30 protein-coding genes and 1 riboswitch are annotated in these 26,506 nt (G+C 66.7%); of the genes, 18 read left to right on the forward strand and 12 right to left on the reverse strand.

Features of this window, described 5'->3' with window-relative positions:
* Positions 1-137: 137 nt before the first annotated feature.
* Positions 138-389 carry a hypothetical protein gene (locus G4G71_RS10020; RefSeq protein WP_169937253.1) on the forward strand — a complete coding sequence of 84 codons (252 nt, stop codon included), beginning with the start codon at positions 138-140 and terminating at the stop codon, positions 387-389.
* Positions 390-395: 6 nt separating this feature from the next.
* On the opposite strand, the gene G4G71_RS10025 is transcribed toward G4G71_RS10020, so the two are convergent.
* Genes G4G71_RS10025 through G4G71_RS10040 form a run of 4 tightly spaced genes read right to left on the reverse strand, consistent with a single transcriptional unit; the run spans position 396 to position 3,891 of the window.
* Positions 396-1,025, reverse strand: a complete 630-nt coding sequence (locus G4G71_RS10025; protein WP_169937255.1) for an ABC-type transport auxiliary lipoprotein family protein — start codon at positions 1,023-1,025, stop codon at positions 396-398.
* Positions 1,022-1,963 (reverse strand): MlaD family protein, encoded by a 942-nt coding sequence (locus tag G4G71_RS10030; RefSeq protein WP_045210390.1) that lies wholly within the window; start codon positions 1,961-1,963, stop codon positions 1,022-1,024. Before G4G71_RS10030 ends, G4G71_RS10025 begins: the two co-directional genes overlap by 4 nt.
* Positions 1,964-2,749: an ABC transporter ATP-binding protein gene (locus G4G71_RS10035; RefSeq protein WP_169937257.1), complete on the reverse strand. Its 786-nt coding sequence runs from the start codon at positions 2,747-2,749 to the stop codon at positions 1,964-1,966.
* Complete coding sequence (locus G4G71_RS10040; RefSeq protein WP_169937259.1) at positions 2,746-3,891, reverse strand: ABC transporter permease; 1,146 nt, start codon at positions 3,889-3,891, stop codon at positions 2,746-2,748. Before G4G71_RS10040 ends, G4G71_RS10035 begins: the two co-directional genes overlap by 4 nt.
* 130 nt (positions 3,892-4,021) lie before the next feature.
* Positions 4,022-4,246: riboswitch (cobalamin riboswitch) on the forward strand.
* A 277-nt stretch (positions 4,247-4,523) separates the two neighbouring features.
* Here G4G71_RS10040 and cobO point away from each other — a divergent pair.
* The 10 genes from cobO to G4G71_RS10095 all read left to right on the forward strand — a co-directional run bounded on the left by cobO (position 4,524) and on the right by G4G71_RS10095 (position 13,845).
* Positions 4,524-5,135 (forward strand): cob(I)yrinic acid a,c-diamide adenosyltransferase, encoded by a 612-nt coding sequence (gene cobO / locus G4G71_RS10045; protein WP_169937261.1) that lies wholly within the window; start codon positions 4,524-4,526, stop codon positions 5,133-5,135.
* A gap of 28 nt (positions 5,136-5,163) precedes the next feature.
* Positions 5,164-6,456 carry a cobyrinic acid a,c-diamide synthase CobB gene (locus tag G4G71_RS10050; RefSeq protein ID WP_169937264.1) on the forward strand — a complete coding sequence of 431 codons (1,293 nt, stop codon included), beginning with the start codon at positions 5,164-5,166 and terminating at the stop codon, positions 6,454-6,456.
* Positions 6,453-7,103, forward strand: a complete 651-nt coding sequence (gene bluB, locus G4G71_RS10055; protein WP_169937266.1) for a 5,6-dimethylbenzimidazole synthase — start codon at positions 6,453-6,455, stop codon at positions 7,101-7,103. Before G4G71_RS10050 ends, bluB begins: the two co-directional genes overlap by 4 nt.
* A complete protein-coding gene (gene cbiB / locus G4G71_RS10065) occupies positions 7,100-8,206 on the forward strand; it encodes an adenosylcobinamide-phosphate synthase CbiB (RefSeq protein WP_240964896.1) in 1,107 nt (368 codons plus the stop codon). Before bluB ends, cbiB begins: the two co-directional genes overlap by 4 nt.
* Positions 8,206-9,207, forward strand: a complete 1,002-nt coding sequence (gene cobD / locus G4G71_RS10070; protein ID WP_169937268.1) for a threonine-phosphate decarboxylase CobD — start codon at positions 8,206-8,208, stop codon at positions 9,205-9,207. Before cbiB ends, cobD begins: the two co-directional genes overlap by 1 nt.
* Before the next feature lie 29 nt (positions 9,208-9,236).
* Positions 9,237-10,685, forward strand: a complete 1,449-nt coding sequence (locus G4G71_RS10075; RefSeq protein ID WP_169942594.1) for a cobyric acid synthase — start codon at positions 9,237-9,239, stop codon at positions 10,683-10,685.
* Positions 10,686-10,857: 172 nt separating this feature from the next.
* Positions 10,858-11,379, forward strand: coding sequence for a bifunctional adenosylcobinamide kinase/adenosylcobinamide-phosphate guanylyltransferase (cobU, locus tag G4G71_RS10080; protein ID WP_169937270.1), 522 nt, complete (start codon positions 10,858-10,860; stop codon positions 11,377-11,379).
* Positions 11,376-12,431, forward strand: coding sequence for a nicotinate-nucleotide--dimethylbenzimidazole phosphoribosyltransferase (gene cobT, locus G4G71_RS10085; RefSeq protein ID WP_169937272.1), 1,056 nt, complete (start codon positions 11,376-11,378; stop codon positions 12,429-12,431). The genes cobU and cobT overlap by 4 nt, the downstream gene beginning before the upstream one ends.
* Positions 12,428-13,027, forward strand: a complete 600-nt coding sequence (gene cobC, locus G4G71_RS10090) for an alpha-ribazole phosphatase family protein (RefSeq protein WP_169937274.1) — start codon at positions 12,428-12,430, stop codon at positions 13,025-13,027. Before cobT ends, cobC begins: the two co-directional genes overlap by 4 nt.
* 152 nt (positions 13,028-13,179) lie before the next feature.
* On the forward strand, positions 13,180-13,845 hold the full coding sequence (locus tag G4G71_RS10095) for an adenosylcobinamide-GDP ribazoletransferase (RefSeq protein ID WP_240964944.1): 666 nt from the start codon (positions 13,180-13,182) through the stop codon (positions 13,843-13,845).
* A 163-nt stretch (positions 13,846-14,008) separates the two neighbouring features.
* Here G4G71_RS10095 and G4G71_RS10100 read toward each other — a convergent pair whose 3' ends face one another.
* Positions 14,009-15,841: an acyl-CoA dehydrogenase C-terminal domain-containing protein gene (locus G4G71_RS10100; RefSeq protein ID WP_169937276.1), complete on the reverse strand. Its 1,833-nt coding sequence runs from the start codon at positions 15,839-15,841 to the stop codon at positions 14,009-14,011.
* A gap of 174 nt (positions 15,842-16,015) precedes the next feature.
* Between G4G71_RS10100 and G4G71_RS10105 the strand changes: the two genes are divergently transcribed.
* The 5 genes from G4G71_RS10105 (at position 16,016) to G4G71_RS10120 (ending at position 19,625) form a co-directional block, all read left to right on the forward strand.
* Positions 16,016-16,432, forward strand: coding sequence for a MarR family winged helix-turn-helix transcriptional regulator (locus G4G71_RS10105; RefSeq protein ID WP_169937278.1), 417 nt, complete (start codon positions 16,016-16,018; stop codon positions 16,430-16,432).
* A 74-nt stretch (positions 16,433-16,506) separates the two neighbouring features.
* Positions 16,507-17,700, forward strand: a complete 1,194-nt coding sequence (locus G4G71_RS10110; RefSeq protein ID WP_169942598.1) for an MFS transporter — start codon at positions 16,507-16,509, stop codon at positions 17,698-17,700.
* Positions 17,697-17,819, forward strand: a complete 123-nt coding sequence (locus G4G71_RS30045) for a hypothetical protein (protein WP_277352241.1) — start codon at positions 17,697-17,699, stop codon at positions 17,817-17,819. Before G4G71_RS10110 ends, G4G71_RS30045 begins: the two co-directional genes overlap by 4 nt.
* Before the next feature lie 48 nt (positions 17,820-17,867).
* A complete protein-coding gene (locus tag G4G71_RS10115; RefSeq protein WP_169937280.1) occupies positions 17,868-18,419 on the forward strand; it encodes a glutathione peroxidase in 552 nt (183 codons plus the stop codon).
* A gap of 273 nt (positions 18,420-18,692) precedes the next feature.
* On the forward strand, positions 18,693-19,625 hold the full coding sequence (locus tag G4G71_RS10120) for a DUF2167 domain-containing protein (protein ID WP_169937282.1): 933 nt from the start codon (positions 18,693-18,695) through the stop codon (positions 19,623-19,625).
* A gap of 247 nt (positions 19,626-19,872) precedes the next feature.
* Here the strand turns inward: G4G71_RS10120 and G4G71_RS10125 are convergent, their stop codons facing one another.
* Genes G4G71_RS10125 through purM form a run of 3 tightly spaced genes read right to left on the reverse strand, consistent with a single transcriptional unit; the run spans position 19,873 to position 22,311 of the window.
* Entirely contained in the window at positions 19,873-20,589 is a 717-nt protein-coding gene (locus G4G71_RS10125) for a DUF3108 domain-containing protein (RefSeq protein WP_169937285.1), read from the reverse strand.
* A gap of 10 nt (positions 20,590-20,599) precedes the next feature.
* Positions 20,600-21,250 carry a phosphoribosylglycinamide formyltransferase gene (gene purN / locus G4G71_RS10130; RefSeq protein WP_169937287.1) on the reverse strand — a complete coding sequence of 217 codons (651 nt, stop codon included), beginning with the start codon at positions 21,248-21,250 and terminating at the stop codon, positions 20,600-20,602.
* A complete protein-coding gene (gene purM / locus G4G71_RS10135; RefSeq protein WP_169937289.1) occupies positions 21,250-22,311 on the reverse strand; it encodes a phosphoribosylformylglycinamidine cyclo-ligase in 1,062 nt (353 codons plus the stop codon). The genes purN and purM overlap by 1 nt, the downstream gene beginning before the upstream one ends.
* A gap of 212 nt (positions 22,312-22,523) precedes the next feature.
* On the opposite strand from purM, the gene G4G71_RS10140 reads away from it, so the two are divergent.
* Both G4G71_RS10140 and hda read left to right on the forward strand, forming a co-directional pair.
* Complete coding sequence (locus tag G4G71_RS10140; RefSeq protein WP_169937291.1) at positions 22,524-23,564, forward strand: DUF2066 domain-containing protein; 1,041 nt, start codon at positions 22,524-22,526, stop codon at positions 23,562-23,564.
* 145 nt (positions 23,565-23,709) lie between these two features.
* On the forward strand, positions 23,710-24,414 hold the full coding sequence (gene hda, locus G4G71_RS10145) for a DnaA regulatory inactivator Hda (protein ID WP_024764559.1): 705 nt from the start codon (positions 23,710-23,712) through the stop codon (positions 24,412-24,414).
* A gap of 9 nt (positions 24,415-24,423) precedes the next feature.
* Here hda and G4G71_RS10150 read toward each other — a convergent pair whose 3' ends face one another.
* The 4 genes from G4G71_RS10150 to arsC are packed head-to-tail and all read right to left on the reverse strand — an operon-like array spanning position 24,424 to position 26,471.
* Complete coding sequence (locus tag G4G71_RS10150) at positions 24,424-25,101, reverse strand: alpha/beta fold hydrolase (protein ID WP_169937293.1); 678 nt, start codon at positions 25,099-25,101, stop codon at positions 24,424-24,426.
* A gap of 3 nt (positions 25,102-25,104) precedes the next feature.
* Positions 25,105-25,524, reverse strand: coding sequence for a DUF2069 domain-containing protein (locus G4G71_RS10155; protein ID WP_169937295.1), 420 nt, complete (start codon positions 25,522-25,524; stop codon positions 25,105-25,107).
* Complete coding sequence (wrbA, locus tag G4G71_RS10160) at positions 25,525-26,121, reverse strand: NAD(P)H:quinone oxidoreductase (protein ID WP_065085794.1); 597 nt, start codon at positions 26,119-26,121, stop codon at positions 25,525-25,527.
* Entirely contained in the window at positions 26,118-26,471 is a 354-nt protein-coding gene (arsC, locus tag G4G71_RS10165) for an arsenate reductase (glutaredoxin) (protein WP_054907474.1), read from the reverse strand. Before arsC ends, wrbA begins: the two co-directional genes overlap by 4 nt.
* Between the last annotated feature and the right edge of the window lie 35 nt (positions 26,472-26,506).

Raw genomic sequence — 26,506 nt, forward strand, 5'->3', positions numbered from 1 at the left:
CAACCGGCGTCGGTCGTATCCGCAGCGGCCCTGCCATGCTGGCTGGCCATTTCCCGCTTTCGCGAACCCGTCACGGATCGACACTCGCGCCGTCCTGCAACCTGGTTGAAGGAGCGCCTCGCGTCCAAGGAGAATCCATGAAAGTCCTCGCTCCAATCCTTTCCCTGCTGGCGCTCGCCGGCTGCATCACCATGACCGGCAACTACGAAGTCAGTGCCCATGACGAGTCCGGCAAGGCCCTGAGCAATGGCAAGTTCCTCGCCCACGGCAGCGGTATCTACACCGTGCGCAATTCACTGTGCTCGGTCTACCCGAAGGCCATCGTCACCATCAAGGATGTGGAGACAGACCAGGAGCTGGAAGGCGAAAGCCCTTACCACTGTCGCTGAGTCGTCTCATGGGGCTGGCGGTGTGAGCTTCTGCTGCTGCCCCTGCTGCAACGTCCACTCCACAACCTGCGCGGAAAGCTGGTCGGCGGCCTTGCCGAAGGCGCTGACCACTTCGGGTACTTGCTTGCCGTCCACCGGCTGGCTGACCTCGAAGCTGTGCGAGGCGACGATGCGCTGGCCGAGTGTGCGCACCAGGCGGGCGTCGTAGCGGATGTGGATTACCGGTTTGCCGTTCTGGTACTCGCTCTGGAAGGCGCGCAGCTCGCCGGTCAGGTTGAGGTCGGCCTGCAGGCTGGCTTCGTCGCTGCTCAGCGCACGGATGCTGCCGTTGGCGGTGAAGGCGTCGAGCAGGCGATCACGCAACAGGCCCGGCGCACGGTTGCTCCAGCGCGCGCCCTGGTAGCTGCTCAGCTGGTTGCCCTGCGGGACCACGGCGATGCGGTTGCTGTCCAGCGCCAGGCTGGCGGTAGGCGCACTGACTCGTAGCGACCAGTTCACCAGCGCATGGCCGCGCGCGGGTTGCTGGGTGGCCGGCAGCAGGTAGAAGTCCGGGCTTTCCGCTTCCGGGAGGATCGAGCAGGCGCCCAGCAGGCTGACCAGGGCGACGACGCCGAGCAGGCGGGGAAGGGCGGTCATGGCTGGAACTCCTTGTTGCGCTCGCGGCCGAGCAGGTAGCCGGTGGGGTTTTCCTGCAGGCGGCGGGTGACGCCGCGCAGGTCTTCCAGGGTGGAGCGCAGTTCGCGGATCGCCGGGCCGATCTCGCCCAGGCCGTTGAGGCCGCCGTTCACCGAATCGTAGTTGCTGTCCAGCAACTGCTCGACGCGCTCGCTGCTGGTACGCAGGGAGGCGAGGGTCTTCTGGGTGTCGTCGAGGATGTCCTGGCCTTTCTTGCCCCCCAGCGTCTGGTTGGCGCGTTCGAGCAGCTGGCTGGCGTTGGCCAGGGTGATGCGCGCCTGCTCGCTGGCGGCGGCCAGTTCCTTGAAGGTCTGGCGGATGTCGTCGCGCTGCTCGGCAACCACGCCGGTGGCCTGGTCGATATGGTCCAGCGTGCGGCTGATGCGGTCGACGTTCTCCTGGGAGAACATGCGGTTCACGTTGTTGATCAGGTTGTTGATGTTGGTGGCGATGTCCTCGCCGTTGGCCAGCAGCTTGGCGAAGGGCGACGGGATGGTCTTGATCACCGGGATTCCGCCATCCTTGGCTTCCAGTGGCGGGCTGTCCTGGCCGGCGCTGGAGAGCTGGATGATGGCCTGGCCGGTGACGCCGGTGAGGGCCAGCTTGGCGCGCGTGTCTTCGCGGATCGGCGTGCTGTCGTAGACGCGGATGCGCGCGCGGACCTTGCGCGGGTCGTTCGGGTCCAGGCGCAGCGAGACCACGTCGCCGACGCGGATGCCGCTGTACTGCACGGTGCCGCCTTCGGACAGGCCGGTCACCGCTTCGCTGAAGATCACGTCGTAGATCTTGTAGCGCTGGTCGTTGCTCGATTGTGCCAGCCAGAGCGCGAAGAGCAGCGCGCCGATAGACACCACGAGGGTGAACAGGCCGATCAGCACGTGATGGGCACGGGTTTCCATTCAGCTTTCCTCCCGCAGGTGTTCGGTGGCCTGCAGCACGGCACGGCCGCGTGGGCCGTGGAAATAATCCTGTACCCAGGCGTCGTCGGTCTGGGCGACCTGGTCCAGCGGGCCGACCACCAGCACCCGCTTCTGCGAGAGCACGGCGACGCGGTCGCAGATGGTGTAGAGGGTGTCGAGGTCGTGGGTCACCAGGAACACAGTGAGGCCGAAGGCGTCGCGCAGGGTCAGGATGAGTTGGTCGAAGGCCGCCGCGCCAATGGGGTCGAGGCCAGCGGTGGGTTCGTCGAGGAACAGGATGTCCGGGTCCAGCGCCAGGGCGCGGGCCAGGGCGGCGCGCTTGACCATGCCGCCGGACAGTTCGGCCGGGTATTTGGAGCCGGCGTCCGGCGGCAGGCCGGCGAGGGAAATCTTCACCTTGGCCATAAACTCGGCATCGCTGCGCGACAGCCTGGCGTGCTCGATCAGCGGCAGGCAGATGTTCTCGCTCACGGTCAGCGAGGAGAACAGCGCGCCGTTCTGGAACAGCACGCCAAAGCGCCGTTCGAGCTTCGAGCGCTCCAGCGGCGGCAGCGCCGGCAGGTTCTGCCCGAACACGTGGACGCTGCCTTCGCTGGGCTGGCGCAGGCCGATGATACTGCGTAGCAGTACCGACTTGCCGGTGCCCGAGCCACCCACCACGCCGAGTATCTCGCCCTTCATCACATCGAGGTCGAGATGCTCGTGCACGGCGTGGGTGCCGAAGCGGTTGGCCAGGTCGCGGACGACGATGATCGGTTCGCTCACCAGCCCATCTCCATGAAGAACAGCGCGAACATCGCATCCAGCAGGATTACCACGAAGATCGACTGGACCACGCTGGAAGTCGTGTGCTCGCCCACCGACTGCGCGCTGCCGCTGACGCGGAAGCCTTCCAGGCAGCCGATCACGGCGATGATGAAGGCAAATACCGGGGCTTTGACGATACCGACCAGGAAGTGCTGCACGGCGATGTCGTTCTGCAGCATGTAGAGGAACATGCGTGGCGAGATATCCAGGCTCAGCGCGCAGACCACGCCGCCGCCGAAGATGCCGGAAATCATCGCCAGGAACGTCAGCATCGGCAGGGTCAGCAGCAGCGCCAGTACCCGCGGCAACACCAGCAGCTCCACGGGGTCGAGGCCCAGGGCCTGGATGGCGTCGATCTCCTGATTGGCCTTCATCGAGCCGATCTGGGCGGTGAAGGCGCTGGCGGTGCGGCCGGCCAGCAGGATCGCGGTGAGCAGCACGCCGAACTCACGGAGGAAGGAGAAGCCCACCAGGTCGACGGTGTAGATCTGCGCGCCGAACTTCTGCAACACCGTGGCGCCGAGGAAGGCCACCACCGCGCCGACCATGAAGGTGAGCAGGGCGACGATAGGCACGGCGTCCAGGCCGGTTTCTTCCATATGCGCGGCCAGTGCGGTCAGTCGCCAGCGACGCGGCCGGAACAGGTTGCGCACCAGGGTCTGCAGTGTCAGGCCGATGAAGCCGAGCACGCCGATCAGGTGGTCCTTGAACGTCAGGGTGGCGACGCCGATGCGCTCCAGCACGTCGACCAGCGCGTTGCCCGGTGCCGGGCCTTTCTCGTCCAGCCGGCACTGGGTAATGGCGCTGCCCACCGTGCGCAGCAGCGCCTGGCGCTCGACCGGAAGGTTGCGGGCGATCTGGTCGAGCTGGCTCATGCGCGCGCCGCCGATGATCTCGGCGAGCAGTGCGGCGCCGGCGGTATCCAGCGCGCCAAGGCCAGCGAAGTCCAGCTCGGCGGGGGACTCGGCGCTGCGCTGGGCGGCGACCTGGGCTTGCAGCGTGGCGAAGTGCGCGAGTGTCCAGTCGCCGCTGATGTGCATCAGGGACGGGGTCGCGGAGGTGTCGAGCTGAAGCTGGCCGGGTTGGGCAGTCGTCGTCATGATTCGCATTCTAGCGAAGTTGAGCGGCCTGACCACTTGACTTGTGTGACCCTTTTTAGAGCCCTGGCGGTTCTGCAGGCGGGCCCCGGCGACAGTCTGTTCAATTGACGCCCCAGCCCGCCAGCCACTAAGCTGCGCGCCTGCTTCAGGTGCCCGCGGCGCAAGTCGAGGGTGAAACAGGGAAGCCGGTGAATTCGATGAGCAATCGAGCATTCCGGCGCTGCCCCCGCAACGGTAAGCGAGCTTCGAACCGCATCCGCCACTGTGCCACTGGCATGGGAAGGCGCGGTTCCTTCGGAAACGCCAGGCGCTTCCACTCGCAAGCCCGGAGACCGGCCTGCTGCATCGCATGGCATCGCGGGAGGCGCTGCCGATCGTCGTGGCGCTCCCTGGCGCCGCGCGTTCGATGTCCTCCGCCTGCCCCGACTGGTCAGTGCCGCGCGGGTGAGAGCGGCGGAGAATCCTTCAGGTGAATTCCCTGTTTCCCAAGCCGACGGCTTTCGCGCCGAGCGGCTTTTACCGCCTGGCGCCGACGCACGCTGGCGGTTCGTTCCTGTCCAGCCCATTCTCCGCTCGCTGCCGCCCGGCCGGCGAGCTGGCGCCTGCGCGCTCCCTTTCTAGAGGCAAACCCCATGACTGAATCCCCTGAAAAGGACGAACGCCATCGTTCGCGCATGCAGCGCAAGAAGTCGGTGATCGACGAGAAGATCGCCCAGGCCCAGGGCGAACGCGGTGTGTTCCTGGTCAACAGTGGCAACGGCAAGGGCAAGAGCAGCTCGGCCTTCGGTATGGTCGCCCGCGCGCTGGGCCACGGCATGAAGGTCGGGGTGGTGCAGTTCATCAAGGGTGCTGCGACCACCGGCGAGGAGGCGTTCTTCCGCCGCTTCCCCGAGGAAGTCAGCTTCCATGTCATGGGCGAAGGCTTTACCTGGGAAACCCAGGATCGCCAGCGCGACATCGCCAAGGCACAGGCTGCCTGGGATGTGGCACGCCAACTGCTGAGCGACCCGCAAGTCGGCCTGGTGGTGCTGGACGAGGTGAACATCGCCCTCAAGCACGGCTATCTGGAGCTGGACACCGTGCTCGCCGACATTGCCGCCCGCCCGCCGATGCAGCATGTGGTCGCTACCGGCCGCGGCGCGCAGCCGGCCATGGTCGAAGCTGCCGACACCGTGACCGAGATGGGCCTGGTGAAACATGCCTTCAAGGCCGGCATCAAGGCGCAGAAAGGGGTGGAGTTCTGATGCCCTTCGTTGTGGCGGAGCGCGCCCGATGACCTCGCGCCAATGCCCCGCCCTGCTGATCGCCGCTCCCGCTTCCGGGCAGGGCAAGACCACCGTGACCGCCGCCCTGGCGCGCCTGCACACGCGCCTCGGGCGCAAGGTGCGGGTGTTCAAGTGTGGCCCGGACTTTCTCGACCCGATGATCCTCGCCCGCGCCAGCGGCGCACCGGTCTATCAGCTGGACCTGTGGATGGTCGGCGAGGGCGAAAGCCGCCGCTTGCTCTGGGAGGCAGCCAGCGAGGCCGACCTGATCCTCATCGAAGGCGTGATGGGCCTGTTCGATGGCTCGCCCTCGGCCGCCGATCTCGCGCGGCGCTTCAACGTGCCGGTGATGGCGGTGATTAATGGCCAGTCCATGGCCCAGACCTTCGGCGCGATGGCCGTCGGCATGGCCACCTACCAGAGCGACCTGCCGTTCTCCGGCGTGCTCGCCAACCGCATCGGCAGCCAGCGCCATCGCGACCTGGTGCGTGACAGCCTGCCGGAATGGATTCGCTGGTATGGCGCACTGCCGCGCGACACCGAGGTCGAGTTGCCCAGCCGTCACCTCGGCCTGGTGCAGGCCGATGAACTGGCCGACCTCGATGCCCGCCTGGACGCCGCCGCCGATGCCCTGGCCGCCAGCGCCAGCACCGAGTTGCCGGCGCCGGTGAGCTTCGCCGCGCCCGAACCGCGTAGCGAGTCTTCCCGCCTCGACGGCGTACGCATTGGCGTGGCGCGGGACTACGCCTTCGCCTTCCTCTATCAGGCCAACCTCGATCTGTTGCGCGAACTGGGCGCCGAACTGGTGTTCTTCTCGCCGCTGCGTGATCAATCGCTGCCGGAGGTGGACAGCCTCTGCCTGCCCGGCGGCTACCCGGAACTGCACCTGCAAGCGCTGGCCGACAACCGCGCCATGGCCCAGGCGATTCACGCCCACCACGAGATGGGCAAGCCGATCCTCGCCGAGTGCGGCGGCATGCTCTATCTGCTCGATGCCCTGACCGACGTGGCCGGCGAACGCGCGGAGCTGCTGGGCCTGCTGCCGGGTGAGGCGCGCATGCAGAAGCGTCTCGCCGCGCTGGCATTGCAGGAGGTGACGCTGCCAGAGGGCACCCTGCGCGGGCACACCTTCCACCATTCGTTGCTCGACAGCGCGGAAATACCGCTGGCCCGTGGCGTATGCCCGAACGACAAACCGGTGGCCGAGGCCGTGTTCCGGCGTGGCCGTCTCACGGCGTCCTATATCCACTTCTACCTGCCATCCGATCCGGATGCCGCGGCCGCACTCTTCAGACCATGACCGATCACGCCTACAGCCCCGAGGAACGCGCCGCGCTCTACCGCGCCATCGCCGAGCGCCGCGACATGCGTCATTTCAGTGGTGGCGAGGTGGCGCCCGAATTGCTCGCGCGCCTGCTCGAAGCGGCCCACCAGGCGCCCAGTGTCGGGCTGATGCAGCCGTGGCGGTTCATCCGCGTCACCTCGCGGGACCTGCGCCAGTCGATCCATGGCCTGGTGGAAGACGAGCGCGTGCGTACCGCCGAGGCGCTGGGCGAGCGCTCCGATGAATTCATGAAGCTGAAGGTCGAGGGCGTGCTCGACTGTGCCGAGGTGCTGGTGGCTGCGCTGATGGATGGCCGCGAGGCACACATCTTCGGTCGCCGCACGCTGCCGAACATGGACCTGGCCTCGCTGTCCTGCGCCATCCAGAACCTTTGGCTGGCTTCGCGCGCGGAAGGGCTGGGCATGGGCTGGGTGTCGCTGTTCGATCCTGCCGCATTGGGCGACCTGCTAGGCCTGCCGGACGGTGCCGAGGCGGTGGCGGTGATTTGCCTGGGGCCGGTCAATGAGTTCTACCCGGCGCCAATGCTGGCCCTGGAGGGCTGGCGCCAGCCGCGTTCGCTGGGCGAGTTGGTGTTCGAGAACCGCTGGGGGGAGAAAGCATGAGCCTGGCCTTGCTGAGCGTCCTCGGTGTGGCGCTGGACGCCCTGCTGGGTGAGCCGAAACGCTGGCATCCGCTGGTGGCGTTCGGGCGCTTGGCGGATCGGCTGGAGCGAAGGTTCAATCGGTCGCGAGTTGCCGATAGCGCTGAAAAGCTCCCTCTCCCTAACCCTCTCCCTGAAGGGAGAGGGGATATCCGTGCAGTGCCACATTCCGAGTTTTCCGGCGAGCACAGTGCTGGCCTACCGCTCCAGGCTAACTCCCTCGCCCTTCAGGGAGAGGGCTGGGGAGAGGGTGTATCAGCGAGCACCATTACGCCCAAGAGTGACACCCCCGGCCTCGGCTGGCGCAGCCATGGTGTCACCGCGTGGATTATCGCGGTCATTCCGCTGACCCTGATCGCGCTGCTGCTCAGCCTGCTGCCCTACGTCGGCTGGGTCGTCCAGGTGCTGGCGCTCTACGCCGCGCTGGGCCTGCGCAGCCTGGGCGAACACGCCGATCCGGTGGTGCTGGCGCTGCGTAGTGGCGATCTCAACGAAGCGCGCCTGCGCGTGGGTTACGTGGTCAGCCGCGAAACTGCCGAGCTGGACGAAACCGCGGTGGCTCGCGCGGCCACCGAATCGGTGCTGGAGAATGGCGGCGATGCGGTCTACGCCGCGCTCTTCTGGTTCGCCGTGGCCGGCGCGCCGGGCGTGGTGCTCTATCGCCTGAGCAACACCCTCGACGCCATGTGGGGCTATCGCAATGCGCGTTTCGAACGCTTTGGCTGGGCCGCGGCGAAGATCGACGATGTGCTCAACTACATTCCCGCCCGGCTGGTGGCGCTGACCTACGCGCTGCTGGGGCACACCCGGCTGGCCCTGCGCTGCTGGCGCACGCAGGCGCCAAAATGGGACAGCCCCAACGCCGGCCCGGTGATGGCGGCCGGCGCGGGGGCTCTGGGCGTTTCGCTCGGCGGCTCCGCCCGCTACCACGGCGAGCTCCACGAGCGCCCGCAGCTGGGCGAAGGCCCGGCGCCGACTGCCGTGGACATCTGGCGTGCGCTTGCCCTGGTACGTCAGGGAGTGTTGTTGTGGTTGCTGATCATCCTGATTCTGGGAGTGCTCTGATGCTCGAACATGGCGGACGGTTGCGCAAAGCGGCGCAGCAGTACGGAATTCCGCTCTCCGAGTGGCTGGACCTGTCCACCGGCATCTCGCCCTGGCCCTGGGCGTTGCCCAGCGTGCCGGCGGCTGCCTGGATGCGCCTGCCCGAAGACAGCGACGGCCTCGAAGCCGCCGCGCGCCGCTACTACGGCGCCGAGAAGCTGCTGCCGCTACCCGGCAGCCAGGCGGCGATCCAGCTGCTGCCGCGTCTGCGTCGGCCGGGCAAGGTCGGCGTGGTCTCGCCCTGTTATGCCGAGCACGCCGAGTCCTGGCGAGCTGCCGGGCACATCCTGCGTGAGGTCAGCGACCAGGAAGTGCCCCATCATCTGGAGCGCTTCGACGTGCTGGTGGTGGTCAACCCGAACAACCCCACCGGCCGGCGCATCGAAGCTGGCGTGCTGCTGGAGTGGCATGCGCGCCTGCAGGAGCGCGGCGGCTGGCTGGTGGTGGACGAAGCCTTCATGGACTGCACGCCCGAGCACAGCCTGGCGCCCAGTTGCGCCAGTCGTCCGGGGCTGATCGTGCTGCGCTCCTTCGGCAAATTCTTCGGCCTGGCCGGCGCACGGCTGGGCTTTGCCTTCGCCGAACCGCGCCTGCTGGAAAGCCTGGCGAAACTGCTCGGCCCCTGGGCGGTGAACGGACCCACGCGCTGGGTTGCCCAGGCGGTGCTGGGCGAGTTCCAGGAACAGATTCAGCGGCGCCGCGACCTCAACGAAGCGAGTCGGCGCCTGGCCGGTCTGCTCGGCGAGCACGGCTTCGCGCCCCAGGGCGGTACGGCACTGTTTCAGTGGGTGGTATCGATGCGCGCCCATGCGCTGCGTGATCACCTCGCGCGCCAGGGCATTCTCGTGCGCCTGTTCGAGACGCCCGGCAGCCTGCGCTTCGGCCTGCCGCCGGACGAGAAGGGCTGGGAGCGCCTGGAGCACGGCCTGCGCACCTTCAACCAGATGGAGAGCCTGCGGTGACAACGTCCAGCGCGCACAGCTCGACCTTGATGGTGCAGGGCACCACCTCGGATGCCGGCAAAAGCACGCTGGTGACGGCGCTGTGCCGCTGGCTGCGCCGCCAGGGCGTGGCGGTGGTGCCGTTCAAGCCGCAGAACATGGCGCTCAACAGCGCGGTGACCGCCGACGGCGGCGAGATCGGCCGCGCCCAGGCAGTGCAGGCGCAGGCCTGTAATCTGGCACCGCACACCGACATGAACCCGGTGCTGCTCAAGCCCAACAGCGACACCGGCGCCCAGGTGATCATCCATGGCCGCGCGGTCACCAGCATGAACGCGGTCGCCTATCACGACTACAAGCGCGTGGCGATGCAGGCGGTGCTCGAATCCCACCAGCGCCTGAGTGCGCAGTACCTGGTGGTGATGGTGGAAGGCGCGGGCTCGCCGGCGGAGATCAATCTGCGCGCCAACGACATCGCCAACATGGGCTTCGCCGAGGCGGTGGACTGCCCGGTGATCCTGATCGCCGATATCGATCGTGGCGGCGTGTTCGCTCACCTCGTGGGCACCCTGGAGCTGCTCTCCGAGTCCGAGCGGGCACGGGTGAAAGGCTTCGTCATCAACCGTTTCCGCGGCGATATCGCGTTGTTGCAGAACGGCCTCGACTGGCTGGAGGAGCGCACCGGCGTGCCCGTGCTGGGCGTGTTGCCGTACCTGATGGACTTCCATCTGGAAGCCGAAGATGCCATCGACACCCGCCAGGCCGCCAAGACCGGCGAGCGACTGCGTGTCGTCGTGCCGGTGCTGCCGCGCATCAGCAACCACACCGACTTCGACCCGCTGCGCCTGCACCCGCAGGTGGAGCTGACCTTCGTCGGCCCCGGCCAGCCGATCCCGCCGGCGGACCTGATCATCCTGCCCGGCTCCAAGAGCGTACGGCCGGACCTGGCCTTCCTGCGCGCGCAAGGTTGGGACGCGGCGATCCAGCGCCACCTGCGCTACGGCGGCAAGGTGCTGGGCATCTGCGGCGGCTTGCAGATGCTCGGCCGTACCCTGGCCGATCCGCATGGGCTGGAAGGCGCGGCGGGGGAGAGCGAAGGGCTCGGGCTGCTGGATTTCCGCACCGTTCTGGAGCCGGAGAAGCAACTGCGCAATGTCAGCGGCCGGCTGGCGCTGGAAGATGCTGCGGTGATTGGTTACGAGATTCACGCCGGCGTCACCGAAGGCCCGGCGCTGGCCAATCCCGCCGTGCGCCTGAGCGATGGCCGTGTCGATGGTGCGTTGAGCGACGATGGCCAGGTAATGGGCACCTATCTGCACGGGTTGTTCGAGTCCGCCGCTGCCAGCGCCGCATTGCTACGCTGGGCCGGGCTGCGCGAGGTGCAGCACATCGATTACCACGCCTTGCGCGAACGCGACATCGAGCGCCTGGCCGATCAGGTCGAGGCGCATCTGGATACCGAAAAACTGAGGGCGTTATGCGGACTGCAGGGCGCATGACCGTTCGCGGTTATCCGCCATCCCGCCTCGCCGTGAAGTCGACGAATAACGCCGGAGACACGCTTTCTTGTAGGAGCGAGCTTGCTCGCGAACCGCATGACTCCGGCGTGACCGGAAACCTCTGTTCGCGAGCAAGCTCGCTCCTACAGGGGCTGACCTACTGGAAGAACCCATGCTTGAACTGATCCTCGGCGGCGCCCGGTCGGGCAAGAGCCGCCTGGCCGAGCGCCTGGCGCAGGAAAGCGGCCTGCCGGTCACCTACGTCGCCACGGCCCAGGCCGGCGACGGCGAGATGTCCACGCGCATCCTCCGGCACCGCGAGCGCCGCCCGGAACACTGGGGGCTGGTGGAAGAGCCGCTGGCCCTGGCCGACGCGCTGGAGCGCCTGGCGGCGCCGCAGCACTGCGTGCTGGTGGACTGCCTGACCCTGTGGGTTACCAACCTGCTGATCCATGAAGACGGCTGGCGCCTGCGCGGCGAGATCGATGCGCTGCTGGAAACGCTGCCGCAACTGCCCGGGCGGATCGTCCTGGTCAGCAACGAAACCGGGCTGGGCGTGGTGCCGATGGGCGAACTCAGCCGCCGATATGTCGACGAGGCCGGCTGGTTGCACCAGTCCCTGGCCGAGGTCAGCGAGCGCGTGGTGTTCACCGTCGCCGGCCTGCCCATGGTGTTGAAGGGGGAAGCGTTATGAGTCTGCAATGGTGGCTGCAAGGCACCCAACCGATCGACCGCGTGGCGCAGGACAAAGCCGCTGCGCGCCAGGACCAACTGACCAAGCCGCGTGGCGCACTGGGCCGTCTGGAAGAGGAAACCATCCGCCTGGCCGGCCTGCAGGGCCGCGAACGGCCGGGCCTGGAGCATGTCTGGATCGCCCTGTTCGCCGGTGACCACGGGGTAGTGGCCGAGGGGGTCTCGGCCTATCCGCAGGCAGTGACCGTCGAGATGCTGCGCAACTTCGTGCGCGGCGGCGCGGCGATCAGCGTGCTGGCGCGCGACCTCGATGCGCGCCTGGAGGTCATCGACCTCGGCACGGCGACGCCGCTGGAGCCGCTGCCGGGTGTGCTGCATGTGATGGTCGGCGCCGGCACGGCGAACTTCACCAAGGAACCGGCGATGACCGCCGCCCAGTGCCTGATCGCCCTGGAGGCCGGCCGTGAATCCGTGCGCCGCGCGCAACAGGCTGGCGCCGAGCTGTACATCGGCGGTGAGATGGGCATCGGCAACACGAGTGCCGCCGCTGCGCTGGCCTGCGCGCTGCTCGACGAGCCGGCCCGTGCGCTGGTCGGCCCCGGCACGGGGCTGGACTCGCAGGGTGTCGCCCGCAAGGTCGAGGTGATCGACCGCGCGCTGGCGCTGCATCGCGCCCACTGCGACGAACCGTTTGAGGCGCTGTGCCGCCTGGGCGGCTTCGAGATTGCTGCACTGGTCGGCGCCTACCTGGCATGTGCGCAGAAGGGCATTACCGTGCTGGTGGACGGCTTCATCTGCAGCACTGCCGCGCTGTGCGCGATTCACCTGAATCCAGCCTGCCGCGACTGGCTGCTGTTCGCCCATGCCGGTGCCGAACCGGGGCACAACCGTGTGCTGGCCGCGCTCAATGCGCAGCCGCTGCTGGACCTTGGCCTGCGCCTGGGCGAGGGCAGCGGCGCGGCGCTGGCGGTGCCGCTGCTGCGCCAGGCCTGCCGGCTGCACAGCGAGATGGCGACCTTCGCCGAGGCGGCGGTATCGGATCGCCCGGCATGAGGCTGCGGCTGGAACTGCTGCGCCACGGCGAGACCGAGCGCGGCGGTGGCTTTCGCGGACGGCTGGACGACGCGCTGACCGAGAGCGGTTGGGCGCAGATGCGCGCGGCGGTGGGCGACGAGTGTCGCTGGGCGGCGCTGGTCAGCTCGCCGTTGCAGCGTTGCGCGGCCTTCGCCCAGGAACTTGCGGCGCGCCACGGCCTGCCGCTGGGCTTCGAGGCGGGCTTGCAGGAGCTGGATTTCGGCCAGTGGGAAGGCATTTCGCCAGCTAAGCTGATGGAGACGGATGCGCAGGCGCTCGGACGCTTCTGGGACGATCCCTACGCTTTCCCTCCACCGGGCGGCGAGGCCATGGGTGACTTCGAATCCCGCGTCTTTGCGGCGCTGGAGCGGCTCTACCAGGGCCATGCCGGATCTTCCGTACTGGTCGTCACCCATGGCGGTGTGATGCGCCTGTTCGGCGCCCTGGCCAGCGGCCTGCCGGCGAAGCGTCTGCTGGAAGTGGTGGTGGCCCACGGCGAATGCATGGTGCTGGACGTGACCCGCGAGGGTGATGGCTGGCGTATCCAAAAGGCGCAATCACAAGTCGACCCCTGATGAACAACCTGCACCCGGAACGCGACCAGGAAGCACCCGAGCCGCCTGCTGAAGAGCCTGGCGAAGACGCGCGCGCCGCCCAGCTCAGTGACTGGTGCCTGCCGTTGGTGGCGTTGCAGTTCCTGACTCGGCTGCCGGTGCGCCTGGGGCACATGCCGACGCCGCAGCAGTTCGGCCGCGCCACGCTGTATTACCCGCTGGTGGGGTTGCTGATCGGTGCGGTGCTGTTCGCCATGGGCGAGTTGCTCAGCGGCGTGCACCTGCTGTTGCAGGCGGCACTCATCCTTCTGGTGTGGGTGGCCTTCACCGGCGCGCTGCACCTCGACGGCCTGGCCGACACGGCGGATGCCTGGATCGGCGGGCTGGGCGATCGCGAACGTACACTGGCGATCATGAAGGACCCGCGCTGCGGCCCGGCCGCGGTGGTCGCCCTGGTGCTGTTGCTGCTGCTGAAGTTCGCGGCGATCACCGCCATTCTCGGTAACCACCAGCACTGGGGTTTGCTGCTGGCGCCCTGGTTGGGGCGCTGCGCGTTGCCGCTGCTGTTCTACACCACCGATTACGCGCGCAAGGGCGGCCTGGGCCAGGCGCTGGCCGATCACCTGCCGCGCCGCGCCATGCCCTGGATGCTGGCGGCCAACGCCGCGCTGATGGTGCTGGTGGGCCTGACCGGCATGCTGGCGCTGGCGGTCGCGCTGGTGATGTTCGTCTGGCTGCGCAGCCGCTTCATCGCCCGCCTGGGCGGTACCACCGGGGATACCGCCGGGGCGATGCTGGAGATGATCGAGTGCGCGGTGCTGGTGGCGCTGGCGCTCTAGGGTCCAACGGATAGGGGCGTGGGCTGTTCATGTAGGAGCGAGCTTGCTCGCGAACTGCATGGCACCGCTGCTTCCGGGAAGCTTGTTCGCGAGCAAGCTCGCTCCTACAAAATACCTTCACTACCGCTCTCCCACGGGAGAGCAGGATAGCCGTGCCCCCCCATCAATCGAACGCAAAATGCTCCGTCTTCAACCCCATGATCGACCGTACCGGCTTGGCCATCGCCGACGCGTGCCCTTTGGCGCGGGGTAGCAGGCGGGCGAAGTAGAAGTCGCTGGTGGCGATCTTGGCCTTGTAGAAGTCGCTCGATTCGCTGCCGCCCTGGCGCAGGCGCTTGCGGGCGGCGGCTTCCTGCAGTGCCCAGGAGTACGCCAGCGCGGCGTAGCCGGAGAACATCAGGTAGTCGTGGCTGGCGGTGCTCACCAGGTCGCGCTGTTTGCGGGCGGTGAGGGCGATGCGCAGCGTGAGGATATTCCACTGCGCGCAGAGCTTGAGCAGCGTGAGCGCGCGCCCGCGCATGGCCGGTTCCTGCTTGAGCAGGTCGACGGCGAACTTTGCCACCTGCCGGGTGAAGTCGCGCACGGCCTTGCCCTGGGTCATCAGCAGCACCTTGCGGCCGAGCAGGTCCAGCGCCTGGATGCCGGTGGTGCCCTCGTAGAGCGTGGCGATCCGCGCGTCGCGGACGATCTGCTCCATGCCGTGTTCCTTGATGTAGCCGTGGCCGCCGAAGACCTGCATGCCCAGGTTGGCGCTCTCCAGGCCCAGTTCGGTCAGGCAGCCCTTGAGGATCGGGGTGAGGAAGCCGAGCTTGTCGTCCCAGCGGTCGTACTCGGCGTTGTCGTTGGTCAGCAGGCCCTGGATCATCTTGTCGGCGTACTGGGTGGCGAGATAGATCAGCGCGCGGCCGCCCTCTGCCACGGCTTTCTGGGTCAGCAGCATGCGGCGCACATCGCCGTGGTGCATCAGGGTGTCGGCGATCTCGCCCGGTTCCTTGGTGCCGGAGAGCGCGCGCATGGAGCGGCGTTCGCGGGCATAGGCCAGCGCGCCCTGGTAGGCCAGTTCGGCGGTGGCCACGCCCTGGATGGCGGTGCCGATGCGCGCGCTGTTCATGAAGGTGAACATGCACTCCAGGCCCTTGTTCGGCTCGCCGATGAGGTAGCCGGTGGCGCCGTCGAAGTTCATCACGCAAGTGGCCGAGGCCTTGATGCCCATCTTCTTCTCCAGCGCGCCGCAGCTCACGCCGTTGCGCGGGCCGAGGGTGCTACCTGAGCCGCTGCTCTGGGATGGTAGAAACTTGGGCACGATGAACAGCGAGATGCCGCGCGTGCCTTTCGGCGCATCCGGCAGGCGGGCGAGGACAATGTGCACGATGTTCTCGGTGAGGTCGTGCTCGCCCGAGGAGATGAAGATCTTGGTGCCGGTGATGGCGTAGCTGCCGTCGGCGTTGGTTTCCGCGCGGGTCTTCACCTGGCCGAGGTCGGTGCCGCACTGCGGCTCGGTGAGGCACATGGTGCCGCCCCAGCGGCCTTCGGTGAGCGGGGTGAGATAGGTGTGTTTCTGCTCCTCGCTGCCGTGCTGCATCACGGTGTTCATCGCGCCTAGCGACAGGCCCGGGTACATGGAGAACGGCCAGTTGGCTGTGCCCAGCATCTCCTGCTTGAGCGCGCCCAGGCTCATTGGCAGGCCCTGGCCGCCATATTCCACCGGGTGCGAAAGGCCCTGCCAGCCGCCCGCCACGTAGGCGTCGTAGGCTTCCTTGAAGCCCTTGGGCGTGCGCACTTCGCCGTTCTCCAGGTGGCAGCCTTCCTCGTCGCCGCTGTGGTAGAGCGGGGCGATCACTTCTTCGCAGAGCTTGGCGCATTCGCCGAGGATGGCATCGACCATGTCCGGCGTGGCTTCGCCGCCATTCACCAGGTTCTGGTAGTGGCCGGGGAAATCGAAGACTTCGTTGAGCAGGAAACGGGTGTCGCGCAGTGGAGCTTTGTAGACTGGCATCGGGGACCTCGGACCGTGATGCGCCCCGCCGAAAGCGCGGGGCTGGATGGCCGCAGTTATACGGCTGGCGCGATGCGGTGCCCTTGGCTGCGCCAACGCCGGGCGCTGGCAGATGGGACAATCGGTCGCATCGGCCATTGCGCTCGATCGATTGCGGGTATATACACGTATCCCATGCTGACCACCCAATGCCTCTGTACCAAACTGCGCCGCTCGGCCCGTGCCGTCACCCGCGTCTACGACGATGCCTTGAAAGGCGTCGGGCTGACGACTGCGCAGTTTTCCCTGCTGCGGCATCTGTCGCGGCTGGAGCAGCCGAGCATCTCCGACCTGGCCGAGGCCATGGGGCTGGACCGCAGTACGCTGGGGCGCAACCTCAAGCCGCTGGAAGCCGACGGCCTGGTGAAGCTGGAGGAGGGTGAGGACCTGCGCAACCGCATCGTGGCGCTGACTCCCGCAGGATTGGAACGCATTGTCCGCGGCGGCGAAGCCTGGGACGCGGCGCAGCACGATGTAGCGGTTCACCTGGGAGATGACAAGCGTCGCCAACTGGAAGCCCTGCTGGATGAACTGGCCGCGCTGGAGAGCTAGCGCAGGCCTGCGTGCACTGGATACGAACGATTAGAAGCGGGTATATACCCGTGTAGGAGCAAGTGATGTCGAAGCTGTCGCGTACGGGGTTCTGGATACTGCTATCCGGCGCCCTGATCCTCGCCCTGTCCCTGGGCACTCGCCACGGCTTCGGCCTGTTCCTGGCGCCGATGAGCGCCGAATTCGGCTGGGGACGCGAGACCTTCGCCTTCGCCATCGCTCTGCAGAATCTGATCTGGGGCATCGCCCAGCCGTTCACCGGCGCCATTGCCGACCGCTTCGGTGCGATGCGCACGGTGGTAGTGGGCGGCATCCTCTACGCGATCGGCCTGGTGCTGATGGGCTATTCCGATTCGGCCTTCAGCCTGTCCATGAGCGCCGGCCTGCTGATCGGCATCGGCCTGTCGGGCACCTCCTTCTCGGTGATTCTCGGCGCTGTCGGCCGCGCGGTGCCGCTGGAGCAACGCAGCATGGCGATGGGCATCTCGGCGGCGGCGGGCTCGTTCGGCCAGTTCGCCATGCTGCCCGGCACGCTCGGGCTGATCAGTTGGCTCGGCTGGTCTGCCGCGCTGCTCGCCCTCGGCCTGATGGTGGCGCTGATCGTGCCGTTGGCCGCGCTGATGAAGGACAAGCCGCTGCCGATGCAGGGGCATGAACAGACATTGGGCGAGGCGCTGCGCGAGGCTGTCGGGCATTCCGGTTTCTGGCTGCTTTCCCTGGGTTTCTTTGTCTGTGGCTTCCAGGTGGTGTTCATCGGTGTGCACCTGCCAGCCTATCTGGTGGACCGCCACCTGCCCGCAACCGTTGGCACCACGGTGCTGGCACTGGTGGGGCTGTTCAACGTATTCGGCACCTACATTGCCGGTTGGCTCGGCGGGCGCATGAGCAAGCCCAAACTGCTCACCGGCCTGTACTTGCTGCGCGGCGTGGTGATCGTCGTCTTCCTCTGGGCGCCGCTGACGGTCTGGACTGCCTACCTGTTCGGCATCGCCATGGGTCTGCTGTGGCTGTCCACCGTGCCGCTCACCAACGGCACGGTGGCCACGCTGTTCGGCGTACGCAACCTGTCGATGCTCGGCGGCATCACCTTCCTGTTCCACCAGATCGGCGCCTTCCTCGGCGGCTGGCTGGGTGGCTACGTGTATGACCACACCGGCAACTACGACCTGGTCTGGCAGATTTCCATCCTCCTCAGCCTGCTGGCCGGCCTGCTCAACTGGCCGGTGCGCGAGCGTCCCGTCGAGCGCGCCGCGCTGGGGACAGCGTGAAGCGCCCACTGGTGATCGCGCTGGTGCTGGGCCTCGGCCTGGCGCTGGCGGGCGTGGCATGGTGGGGCTGGCAACGTGGTGGCCTCGCGCTGATGCAATTGGGCATGGGCAGTTGCTGATGCCCGTCGCGCGGGGTAGCGTGACGGGATAATTCGAGGATCACTGCCATGCGTCTTTCCCTGCTCGCCCTCTCTCTTCTCTTGCCGCTGGCGGCCCAGGCCGCCGATTGCCCGGCGCTGCTCAAGACCCAGGGCGAACTGCCCAAGCTGCGTTCCAAGGACGTGCTCGACCTTTGCGAGCTGTACGCCGGCAAGCCTCTGGTGATTGTGAATACCGCCAGCCACTGCGGCTTCACCCCGCAATTCAAGGGGCTCGAAGCCGTCTACCAGAAGTACAAGGGCCAGGGCCTGGAAGTGCTCGGCGTGCCCTCCGATGACTTCAAGCAGGAAGACGCGGATGCCGCCGAGACTGCGAAGGTCTGCTACGGCAACTACGGCGTGACCTTCAACATGACCTCGGTGCAGCACGTCAGCGGCGACGAGGCGATCCCGCTGTTCAAGGACCTCTCGCAGCAGGCCGACCAGGTACCGCGCTGGAATTTCTTCAAGTACGTGGTGGACCGCCAGGGCAAGGTGGTGGCGGAGTTTTCCAGCCTGACCAAACCGGATGACCCCGAGCTGCAGGCCGCCATCGAGAAGGCCATCGCCAGCCAGCCGTGAGCGTGCGGATGAGCTCTTCGTAGGAGCGAGCTTGCTCGCGAACCACTTGGCACAGGCGCTGCCGGCTGATTTGTTCGCGAGCAAGCTCGCTCCTGCAAGAGCCTCGCTTGTGTGCGGAGCGAAGCCGGACTGATGCCCGGCTTTTTTGTGCGTGCGCCCGAAGGTTGCAGAAATTTCCTGTTACAGACCGACTGGGTCAGTGAGACAATCCGTGCCCGGCGCCACCACGGGTGGCCGCCGATGTCATGGATTCGATTCAGGAGATTCACCTCTATGGATGGCAAAGCCCTCTTCCTCGTTGCCTTGCTCGCCCAGGCCGTCGCTGCCCCGGCGTTCGCTGCACCCGCTACGTCCAACCAGAGCGACGCCCCTGCGGCTGCCGCTGCTCCCGCCGCCGAGTCGGACGAGGAGATGTCGCCCGAGACCTTCGTCGCCAGCCTGCACTTCCAGAAGGGCAAGGTGGTGGTCGGCGACAACCTCGCCACCTTCGACCTGCCGGACAATTTCGTCTTCCTCGACAGCAAGGATGCCGAGCGCGTTCTCGAAGCCTGGGGCAACCCGCCCAGCTCCGAGCCGCCGCTGGGCATGTTGATGCCGGCCGGCGTCTCGCCCTTTGAAGCCGCTTCCTGGGCGGTGACCGTGCAGTACGAGGAGAGTGGCTACGTTTCCGACGAGGATGCGGCAAAGATCGACTACGCCGAGATGCTCAAGGACATGCAGGACGACCTCAAGCAGGCCAATCCGCAGCGCGAGCAGCAGGGTTTCGAGGCCATCCAGCTGATCGGCTGGGCTGCGCCGCCGCGCTACGACGCCGCCGAGAAGAAGCTCTACTGGGCCAAGGAGCTGCAGTTCGGCGATGCCAAGGAGCACACGCTGAACTACAACATCCGCGCGCTGGGCCGCAAAGGCGTGCTGGTTTTGAACTTCGTCGCGGGCATGGAGCAGCTGCCGGAAATCGAGAAGAACGTCGGCAAGGTATTGGCGATGACCGAGTTCAACCCTGGCAACCGCTACGTCGACTTCAACCCCAGCGTCGACAAGGTCGCGGCCTATGGCCTGGGTGCGCTAATTGCCGGCAAGGTTGCCGCCAAGGTCGGCTTGTTTGCCACCCTGCTGGTGCTGCTGAAGAAGCTGTGGATCGTCCCGGCCCTGGCCATCGGCTGGATTGCCCGGCGATTCAAGCGCAAGCCGTCGAACGAAGGCTGATACGCAGCCTGGTTCTCCAAGCAAGGAAAAGCCGGGCGTTGCCCGGCTTTTTTTATTGGCTGCTCACTGCGGCGTATGGCTCTTCGTAGGATCGAGAGGACGCCCAGTCCTTGCTCGCGAACATTGTGTCCGGCGGCATCGTCGCCAAGTGGTTCGCGAGCAAGCTCGCTCCTACAGGCCTTGCGCTCCGCGTGGCGCAGATATGAAAAAGCCGGGCAATTGCCCGGCTTTTCTTTGTGCTGAAGGATCAGCCTTTCTCGCCCTGAACGGCCTTGCCGTTGACGGTGCCTTCCTTGAGCATGATCTGGTACTCCTTGCCGTCGGACTCCTGCTGGTACAGGCGCACGAGGAGGAAGTCCCAATCCTTGGCGAACCAGAGGATGGTCTTGCGGTTGCTCTTGGTGGGGTCGCGCACGCGCTCCACCTTGATCGCGGTGATCAGGCCGGCCTGGGTACGCACCTTCTCCTCGCCAAGAACACGGAAGTCGTAGGTATCGACGTCGGTCCCCTCGATGACCTGGTAGCTCATGGCCTTCTTGCCAACGGCCACGTCATGCTGCAGCGCGAGCTGGTAGGTGGATTTGTCCAGCTGGCCCTTGTTCAGCGGCTGGCGCACCTGGTCGCCACGGTCGCTGCCCAGCACCTGCTTCTCGGCCCAGTCGAAATCGAGCTCGGTCTGCTTGTTCTTGCCCAGGCCTTCGCGGGCCCAGCGGTAGGTCAGCGGCAGGTAGGTGTCGTTCTCGACCTTGAACGTGCTGTTCTCGGTCAGGCTGGCGAGCAGCATGGAGGCCTTGAAATTCAGCTCCCAGCGGCCGCCGTCGCCTTGCTTTAGGCTGCGGGAGGCGGTGCCGCTGATGGGCATCTGCTTCCAGTCGGCGGTGTAGCTGGCGTCGAACGGTTCCAGCTCATAAGCCTGGGCCGGCAGGGTCAGCACGGCCATCAGGAGTAACAGAGCTCTACGCATCGCGAATCTCCTAGGTTCGGTACGAATGGCCGGATGCGGGCAGAAGCTCCCCATCCAGCATGGCGCCATGTTCGCCCAGCCTGACTCGGCCTTCGGCGAACCAGCGCATGGCCAGCGGATAGATCACATGTTCCTGCACGTGCACGCGCTGGGCCAGCGTTTCCGGCGTGTCGTCAGACTCTACCGGGATTGCCGCCTGTACGACCAGAGGCCCGCCATCAAGTTCCTCGGTAACGAAGTGTACGCTGCAGCCGTGCTCGGCATCGCCAGCCTCCAGCGCCCGCTGGTGCGTGTGCAGGCCCTTGTACTTGGGCAACAGGGAAGGATGGATGTTCAGCAGGCGGCCCTGGTAGTGACGCACGAAGTCCGCGCTGAGGATGCGCATGAAGCCGGCAAGCAGCACCAGGTCAGCATCGAAGCCATCGATGGCCTGGATCAGTGCGGCATCAAAACTTTCGCGGTCGGCATAGGCCTTGTGGTCGAGGAAGCAGGTCTCGATGCCGGCCTGGCGCGCGCGCTCCAGGCCGTAGGCGTCGGCGCGGTTGGAAATCACCGCGCGGATCACCACCGGCGCGTCGGCGCCGGCGAGACTGTCGATCAGGGCTTGCAGGTTGCTGCCGGAGCCGGAAATTAGCACCACGACATTGCAAGGTGTGGACATCAGTGGCCTTTCAGGTTGTTCAGGACCACGCGCTCGGCGTCAGCGGCGCAAGCCTCGATGCGGCCGATGACCCACGGCTGCTCGCCGGCGTCACGCAGGGCCTTCAGGGAAGCCTCGACCTGGTCCTGGGCGACACAGATGACCATGCCCACGCCGCAGTTCAGTACGCGGTGCATCTCGGTCTCGTCGACGTTGCCTTTTTCCTGCAGCCAGTCGAACACCGCCGGGCGCTGCCAGCTGGCCACGTCGACCACCGCCTGGGCGTTGTCCGGCAGGACGCGCGGAATGTTGTCCAGCAGGCCGCCGCCGGTGATGTGGGCCATGGCCTTGACCGCGCCGGTCTGCTTGATCAGCTGCAGCAGCGGCTTGACGTAGATGCGGGTCGGGGCCATCAGCAGGTCGGCCAGGGGCTGGCCGTTCAGCTGGGTGGCTTCGATGTCGGCACCGGAGACTTCGATGATCTTGCGGATCAGCGAGTAGCCGTTGGAGTGCGGGCCGGAGGAGGGCAGGGCGATCAGGGCGTCGCCGGCGACCACTTTCGAGCCGTCGATGATTTCCGATTTTTCCACGACGCCGACGCAGAAGCCGGCCAGGTCGTAGTCTTCGCCTTCGTACATGCCCGGCATTTCGGCGGTTTCACCACCGACCAGGGAGCAGCCGGCCAGCTCGCAGCCGGCGCCGATGCCGGTGACCACGGTGGCGGCCACGTCGACATTGAGCTTGCCGGTGGCGTAGTAGTCGAGGAAGAACAGCGGCTCGGCGCCGCAGACGACCAGGTCGTTCACGCACATGGCGACCAGGTCCTGGCCGATGCTGTCGTGCTTGTTCAGGTTCAGCGCCAGGCGCAGCTTGGTGCCGACGCCATCGGTGCCGGAGACCAGCACGGGTTGCTTGTAGCCGGCCGGGATTTCGCACAGAGCGCCAAAGCCACCCAGGCCTCCCATCACTTCAGGACGTGCGGTGCGCTTGGCGACGCCTTTGATGCGTTCGACCAGGGCTTCGCCGGCGTCGATGTCCACACCGGCGTCCTTGTAGCTCAACGAGGGTTGCTTGTTGCTCATAAATCCAGGCCTATAGAAGGGATGATTCGTCTTGCCGCCGGGTGCGCCGTTCGCGCTTCCCGGCCTGCGCGGGAGGCGCGGGATTTTATCAGGCTTGCCCGGCAGCGGCCATCTCGCGCTGTTGCCGCTGGCCGGACGGCTGTTTAAGGTATAGGCCTTCATTGCCAGCTCGTTGCGTGCTGGCATCTTCGTTTTCGCCGCGAGAGCCCGCCATGCGCCTGACCGCCCGCCTGTTGATCCTCTGCCTGACGCTGTTCAGCCTGCCGTCCTTCGCTGAAACGCTGGGCAACCTGTACCAGGTGCACGAACCGGTCGCCTCCCAGCAGCCGGACGAGCGCAACGCCGGCCTGACCCGCGCCCTGCAGACCCTGGTACTGCGCCTGACCGGCAATGCCAGCGCCGCGCAGAGCCCGGCGCTGGCCGGCTACTTCAAGGATCCGCAGCAACTGATCAGCCAGTACGGCTTCGAGAACGGCCCGCCCATGGCGCTGGTGGTGGACTTCGACCCGACTGCCACCGACAACGCCCTGCGCCAGGCCGGCCTGCCGGTCTGGGGCGCCAGCCGCCCGAGCGTGCTGGCCTGGTGGCTGAACGAAAGCGCCAACGGCAGCAGCCTGGTGGGCGACAGCCAGGAAGCCTCCGCCCCGCTGAACCGCGCCGCCCAGCGCCGCGGCTTGCCGCTGCGCCTGCCAATAGCCGATCTCAGCGAACAGCAGGTCGGTACTGCCGAAAATCTCAACGCCGCGCAGCCCGACGCGCTTAAGGCCGCCTCCGAGCGCTACGGCGCCGACGCCCTGCTGGCGGTGGACGCCAAGGAAGCCGACGGCAAGTGGACCGCCACCTGGCGCGTGTGGATGGGCGACAGCCGCGAGCAGGGCCAGGCCCAGGGCGATACTCCGGACGCGCTGGCCGATGCAGTGATGCTGGGCGTGTCCCAGCGCCTGTCGCAGCGTTTCGTCGGTTCGGCCGGCTCGGCTTCGGCCCAGGTCCTGCAGATCGAGGGCGCCGATCTGGCCCGTTACGCCGAAGTTTCGCGCCTGCTGGAGCCCATGGGCGCCAAGCTGGTGGAGGTACAGGGCAACCGTCTCGTCTACCGCGTCACCGCCAGCTCCGAGCAACTGCGTGCGCAACTGGCCCTGGCCCGCTTGCAGGAAGCCCCGGCGGAGCCGGCGCAACCGGCGGTCGACGCCAATGGCCAACCGGTGCCGAACGCGGCCGTGCCGGCGCAGAACACCCTGCGCTTCCACTGGTAATGAGCCCTGCGGAAGCGGGCAAAGTCCCGCTTCCTGGCGCCGGTGGCTCTGAGTCGCACGTGGTAGCTGCGTTATCCTTCTGATTTGGATAAACTTTCAGTCACCAAGGCCCACCCCAAGCGATTGAAGAAACGCCCGGCCCGGCATGACTCCTATGCAGCTCCCACTCAGCGTACGTCTGCGCGATGACGCAACGTTCGCCAACTACTACCCCGGTGCCAATGCCGCGGCGCTCGGCTATGTCGAGCGTCTGTGCGAGCCCGAGGCGGGGTGGACGGAAAGCCTGATCTATCTCTGGGGCGCCGAAGGCGTGGGCCGCAGCCACCTGCTGCAGGCTGCGTGCATTCGCTCCGAGCAGTTGGGCGAACCGTCGGTCTACCTGCCGATGGCCGATCTGGTGGCCTATGGCCCGGAAATCTTCGACAACCTCGAACAGCGCGAGCTGGTGTGCCTGGACGATCTCGACGCCCTGGCCGGCAAGCGCGAATGGGAAGAGGCGCTGTTCCACCTGTTCAACCGCCTGCGCGATTCCGGCCGCAAGCTGCTGCTGTCGGCGTCGGTGTCGCCGCGCGAGTTGGGGGTGAAGCTGCCGGACCTGAAATCCCGCCTGACGCTCTCGCTGATCTTCCAGCTGCACCCGCTGACCGACGACGAGAAGCTGCGCGCCCTTCAGCTGCGCGCCTCGCGCCGCGGCCTGCACCTGACCGACGAAGTGGGGCGGTTCATCCTCACCCGCGGCGCGCGCAGCATGCAGTTCCTCTTCGACCTGCTGGACGAGCTGGACAAGGCCTCGCTGCAGGCGCAGCGCAAGCTGACCATTCCCTTCCTCAAGGAAACCATGGGCTGGTAAGCCCCGGTTTCAGCTCAGCTCATTCAGAAACGCCACGATGGCGGCCGCACAGGGTTCAGGCCTGCTTTGCAGCAGAAAGTGCGGGCCGGTAATTTCCTTCGTCCTGATGTTTTCGCAGCCGGCGGCAACGCTGGCTCGTGCGCGCCTGCTCACCAGTTGGTCGTTCAGCGGCACCAGGCTCAGGCAGGGAGTTCTCAGTGGCGAGGTCGATTTGCGAAGTTGGGCCAGCACCTTCAGACGCGCCTGAATCTGTGCTGCTGGCAATCGGCGGACTTCATCAGCGATCAAATTCACCAGCGCTTCCGAAGCACTCCGCCCCACACAGAACTGACGAATCAATCTGCGCTGGGCTAGCAGAGCGGCTGGCGGTAGAGGAAGGAACTGGAGCAGGCTAAGCAGCGGGCTCGGCCGTTCGGCGAAGGTGGCGGCGAAAACGATTCCTCGCAACCCTGCTGGAGAGCGTTGGGCGAGCATTCTGGCCAGGGGGCCGGAGAATGATTCGCCCAGCAGCACGAAGGGAGTGCTTCCCAGCTTGGGTTCTAGTGCGTCCGCCAGGCTCGGGTAGTCCTGGGCTCCCTCTTCAGGCAGTTCAAGACATTCCACGGTCAGGTTGGTTGGCAGATGAGGCAGTAGAGGAGTGAATAGGCGGTTGCTGCCGTTAAGCCCAGGTAGAAGCAGCAACCGCACCGGTCAACTCTCGCCAGCGAGCTTGCGGTCGTACTGGAAGCGCCAGCGCGTGTACATCAGCGCCGAACAGAACAGCGACACGCTGAGGATGATCTCCGCCCAGCCGAAGATGGCGTGGTTGGGATCGAAGGCGTTGAGCACGCCGAGGATGAAGTACAGGTTGATCACGTAGCACGCCCAGGCATGGCCGCGGGCGCTGCCGATCAGGATGCCCGGCGCTACCACCAGCAGCGGCAGCAGCTTGAAGCCGAGGAACACCCAGGGTACCCAGCGTGCGCCGCCGTGGGCGTCGGCGAACAGCAGGTCCCAGATGACGATGAGCAGGATCAGCCCGATGAAGCTGCCGAGGGCGACCGCGCGGCTGGCGGCCAGCCGGGGCTTGAGCCAGTCCATGGACGGCAGCGGTTTGTTCTTGCGGGCCATTCAACTCTCCAGTTTGCGGGCAACTTCGGCCAGGCGCTTTCCGAGCGCGCGGCACAGGGTGATCTCGTGTTCGTCCAGGCTGCGCTTGCCATCGGCGCCGGCGAAATGGCTGGCGCCATAGGGCGTGCCGCCGCCGCGGGTTTCCAGCAGTGCGGGCTCGCTGTAGGGAATGCCGGTGACGATCATGCCGTGGTGCAGCAGTGGCAGCAGCATCGACAGCTGAGTGGTTTCCTGGCCGCCATGCAGGCTGGCGGTGGAGGTGAAGACTGCCGCCGGTTTGCCTACCAGGCCACCGGTCAGCCACAGGCTGCTGGTGCCGTCGAGGAAGTACTTGAGCGGCGCGGCCATGTTGCCGAAGCGGGTCGGGCTGCCGAGGACCAGCCCGGAGCAATCCTTCAGGTCATCCAGGGTGGCGTAGAGCGCGCCTTCTGCCGGGATGTCCGGGGCGACCGCTTCGCACTCGGTGGACACCGCCGGCACCGTGCGCACGCGCGCTTCCAGGCCGCCGGCCTCGACGCCGCGGGCAATCTGCCGCGCCATTTCGGCGGTGGCGCCGTGGCGGCTGTAGTAGAGGACGAGGACGTAAGGCGTGCTCAAGGCAGGATCTCCAGTACCTTCTCCGGCGGACGGCCGATCACCGCCTTGTCGCCGACGATGAGGATCGGCCGCTCGATCAGCTTGGGATGACTGGCCATTGCCTCGATCAGTTGGTCGTCGCCCAGTGCCGGATTGGCCAGGTTCAGCTCCTTGTATTCGTCCTCGCCGGTGCGCAGCAGTTGGCGTGCGCCAATGCCCAGCTTGCCAAGCAGCGCCTTGAGTTCGGCCGCGCTGGGGGGAGTTTCCAGGTAGCGGATGATCTCGGGCTGGATGCCGCGTTCCTCGAGCAGTTCGAGGGCGCCGCGGGATTTGGAGCAGCGCGGATTATGAAAAAGTGAAATCTGGCTCATGTGCCGGGACTCGCAAGGCCGATGAAGTGGCGGCT

Source organism: Pseudomonas multiresinivorans (assembly GCF_012971725.1).
Taxonomy (GTDB): Bacteria; Pseudomonadota; Gammaproteobacteria; order Pseudomonadales; family Pseudomonadaceae; genus Pseudomonas; species Pseudomonas multiresinivorans.

Excerpts from the sequence above, each read along its gene's own strand:
- G4G71_RS10020 (WP_169937253.1), top strand. The coding sequence starts at position 138 with ATGAAAGTCCTCGCTCCAATCCTTTCCCTGCTGGCGCTCGCCGGCTGC.
- G4G71_RS10025 (WP_169937255.1), bottom strand. The coding sequence starts at position 1,025 with ATGACCGCCCTTCCCCGCCTGCTCGGCGTCGTCGCCCTGGTCAGCCTG.
- G4G71_RS10030 (WP_045210390.1), bottom strand. The coding sequence starts at position 1,963 with ATGGAAACCCGTGCCCATCACGTGCTGATCGGCCTGTTCACCCTCGTG.
- G4G71_RS10040 (WP_169937259.1), bottom strand. The coding sequence starts at position 3,891 with ATGACGACGACTGCCCAACCCGGCCAGCTTCAGCTCGACACCTCCGCG.
- cobO (WP_169937261.1), top strand. The coding sequence starts at position 4,524 with ATGACTGAATCCCCTGAAAAGGACGAACGCCATCGTTCGCGCATGCAG.
- G4G71_RS10050 (WP_169937264.1), top strand. The coding sequence starts at position 5,164 with ATGACCTCGCGCCAATGCCCCGCCCTGCTGATCGCCGCTCCCGCTTCC.
- bluB (WP_169937266.1), top strand. The coding sequence starts at position 6,453 with ATGACCGATCACGCCTACAGCCCCGAGGAACGCGCCGCGCTCTACCGC.
- cbiB (WP_240964896.1), top strand. The coding sequence starts at position 7,100 with ATGAGCCTGGCCTTGCTGAGCGTCCTCGGTGTGGCGCTGGACGCCCTG.
- cobD (WP_169937268.1), top strand. The coding sequence starts at position 8,206 with ATGCTCGAACATGGCGGACGGTTGCGCAAAGCGGCGCAGCAGTACGGA.
- G4G71_RS10075 (WP_169942594.1), top strand. The coding sequence starts at position 9,237 with ATGGTGCAGGGCACCACCTCGGATGCCGGCAAAAGCACGCTGGTGACG.
- cobU (WP_169937270.1), top strand. The coding sequence starts at position 10,858 with ATGCTTGAACTGATCCTCGGCGGCGCCCGGTCGGGCAAGAGCCGCCTG.
- cobT (WP_169937272.1), top strand. The coding sequence starts at position 11,376 with ATGAGTCTGCAATGGTGGCTGCAAGGCACCCAACCGATCGACCGCGTG.
- cobC (WP_169937274.1), top strand. The coding sequence starts at position 12,428 with ATGAGGCTGCGGCTGGAACTGCTGCGCCACGGCGAGACCGAGCGCGGC.
- G4G71_RS10095 (WP_240964944.1), top strand. The coding sequence starts at position 13,180 with ATGCCGACGCCGCAGCAGTTCGGCCGCGCCACGCTGTATTACCCGCTG.
- G4G71_RS10100 (WP_169937276.1), bottom strand. The coding sequence starts at position 15,841 with ATGCCAGTCTACAAAGCTCCACTGCGCGACACCCGTTTCCTGCTCAAC.
- G4G71_RS10105 (WP_169937278.1), top strand. The coding sequence starts at position 16,016 with ATGCTGACCACCCAATGCCTCTGTACCAAACTGCGCCGCTCGGCCCGT.
- G4G71_RS10115 (WP_169937280.1), top strand. The coding sequence starts at position 17,868 with ATGCGTCTTTCCCTGCTCGCCCTCTCTCTTCTCTTGCCGCTGGCGGCC.
- G4G71_RS10120 (WP_169937282.1), top strand. The coding sequence starts at position 18,693 with ATGGATGGCAAAGCCCTCTTCCTCGTTGCCTTGCTCGCCCAGGCCGTC.
- G4G71_RS10125 (WP_169937285.1), bottom strand. The coding sequence starts at position 20,589 with ATGCGTAGAGCTCTGTTACTCCTGATGGCCGTGCTGACCCTGCCGGCC.
- purN (WP_169937287.1), bottom strand. The coding sequence starts at position 21,250 with ATGTCCACACCTTGCAATGTCGTGGTGCTAATTTCCGGCTCCGGCAGC.
- purM (WP_169937289.1), bottom strand. The coding sequence starts at position 22,311 with ATGAGCAACAAGCAACCCTCGTTGAGCTACAAGGACGCCGGTGTGGAC.
- G4G71_RS10140 (WP_169937291.1), top strand. The coding sequence starts at position 22,524 with ATGCGCCTGACCGCCCGCCTGTTGATCCTCTGCCTGACGCTGTTCAGC.
- hda (WP_024764559.1), top strand. The coding sequence starts at position 23,710 with ATGACTCCTATGCAGCTCCCACTCAGCGTACGTCTGCGCGATGACGCA.
- G4G71_RS10155 (WP_169937295.1), bottom strand. The coding sequence starts at position 25,524 with ATGGCCCGCAAGAACAAACCGCTGCCGTCCATGGACTGGCTCAAGCCC.
- arsC (WP_054907474.1), bottom strand. The coding sequence starts at position 26,471 with ATGAGCCAGATTTCACTTTTTCATAATCCGCGCTGCTCCAAATCCCGC.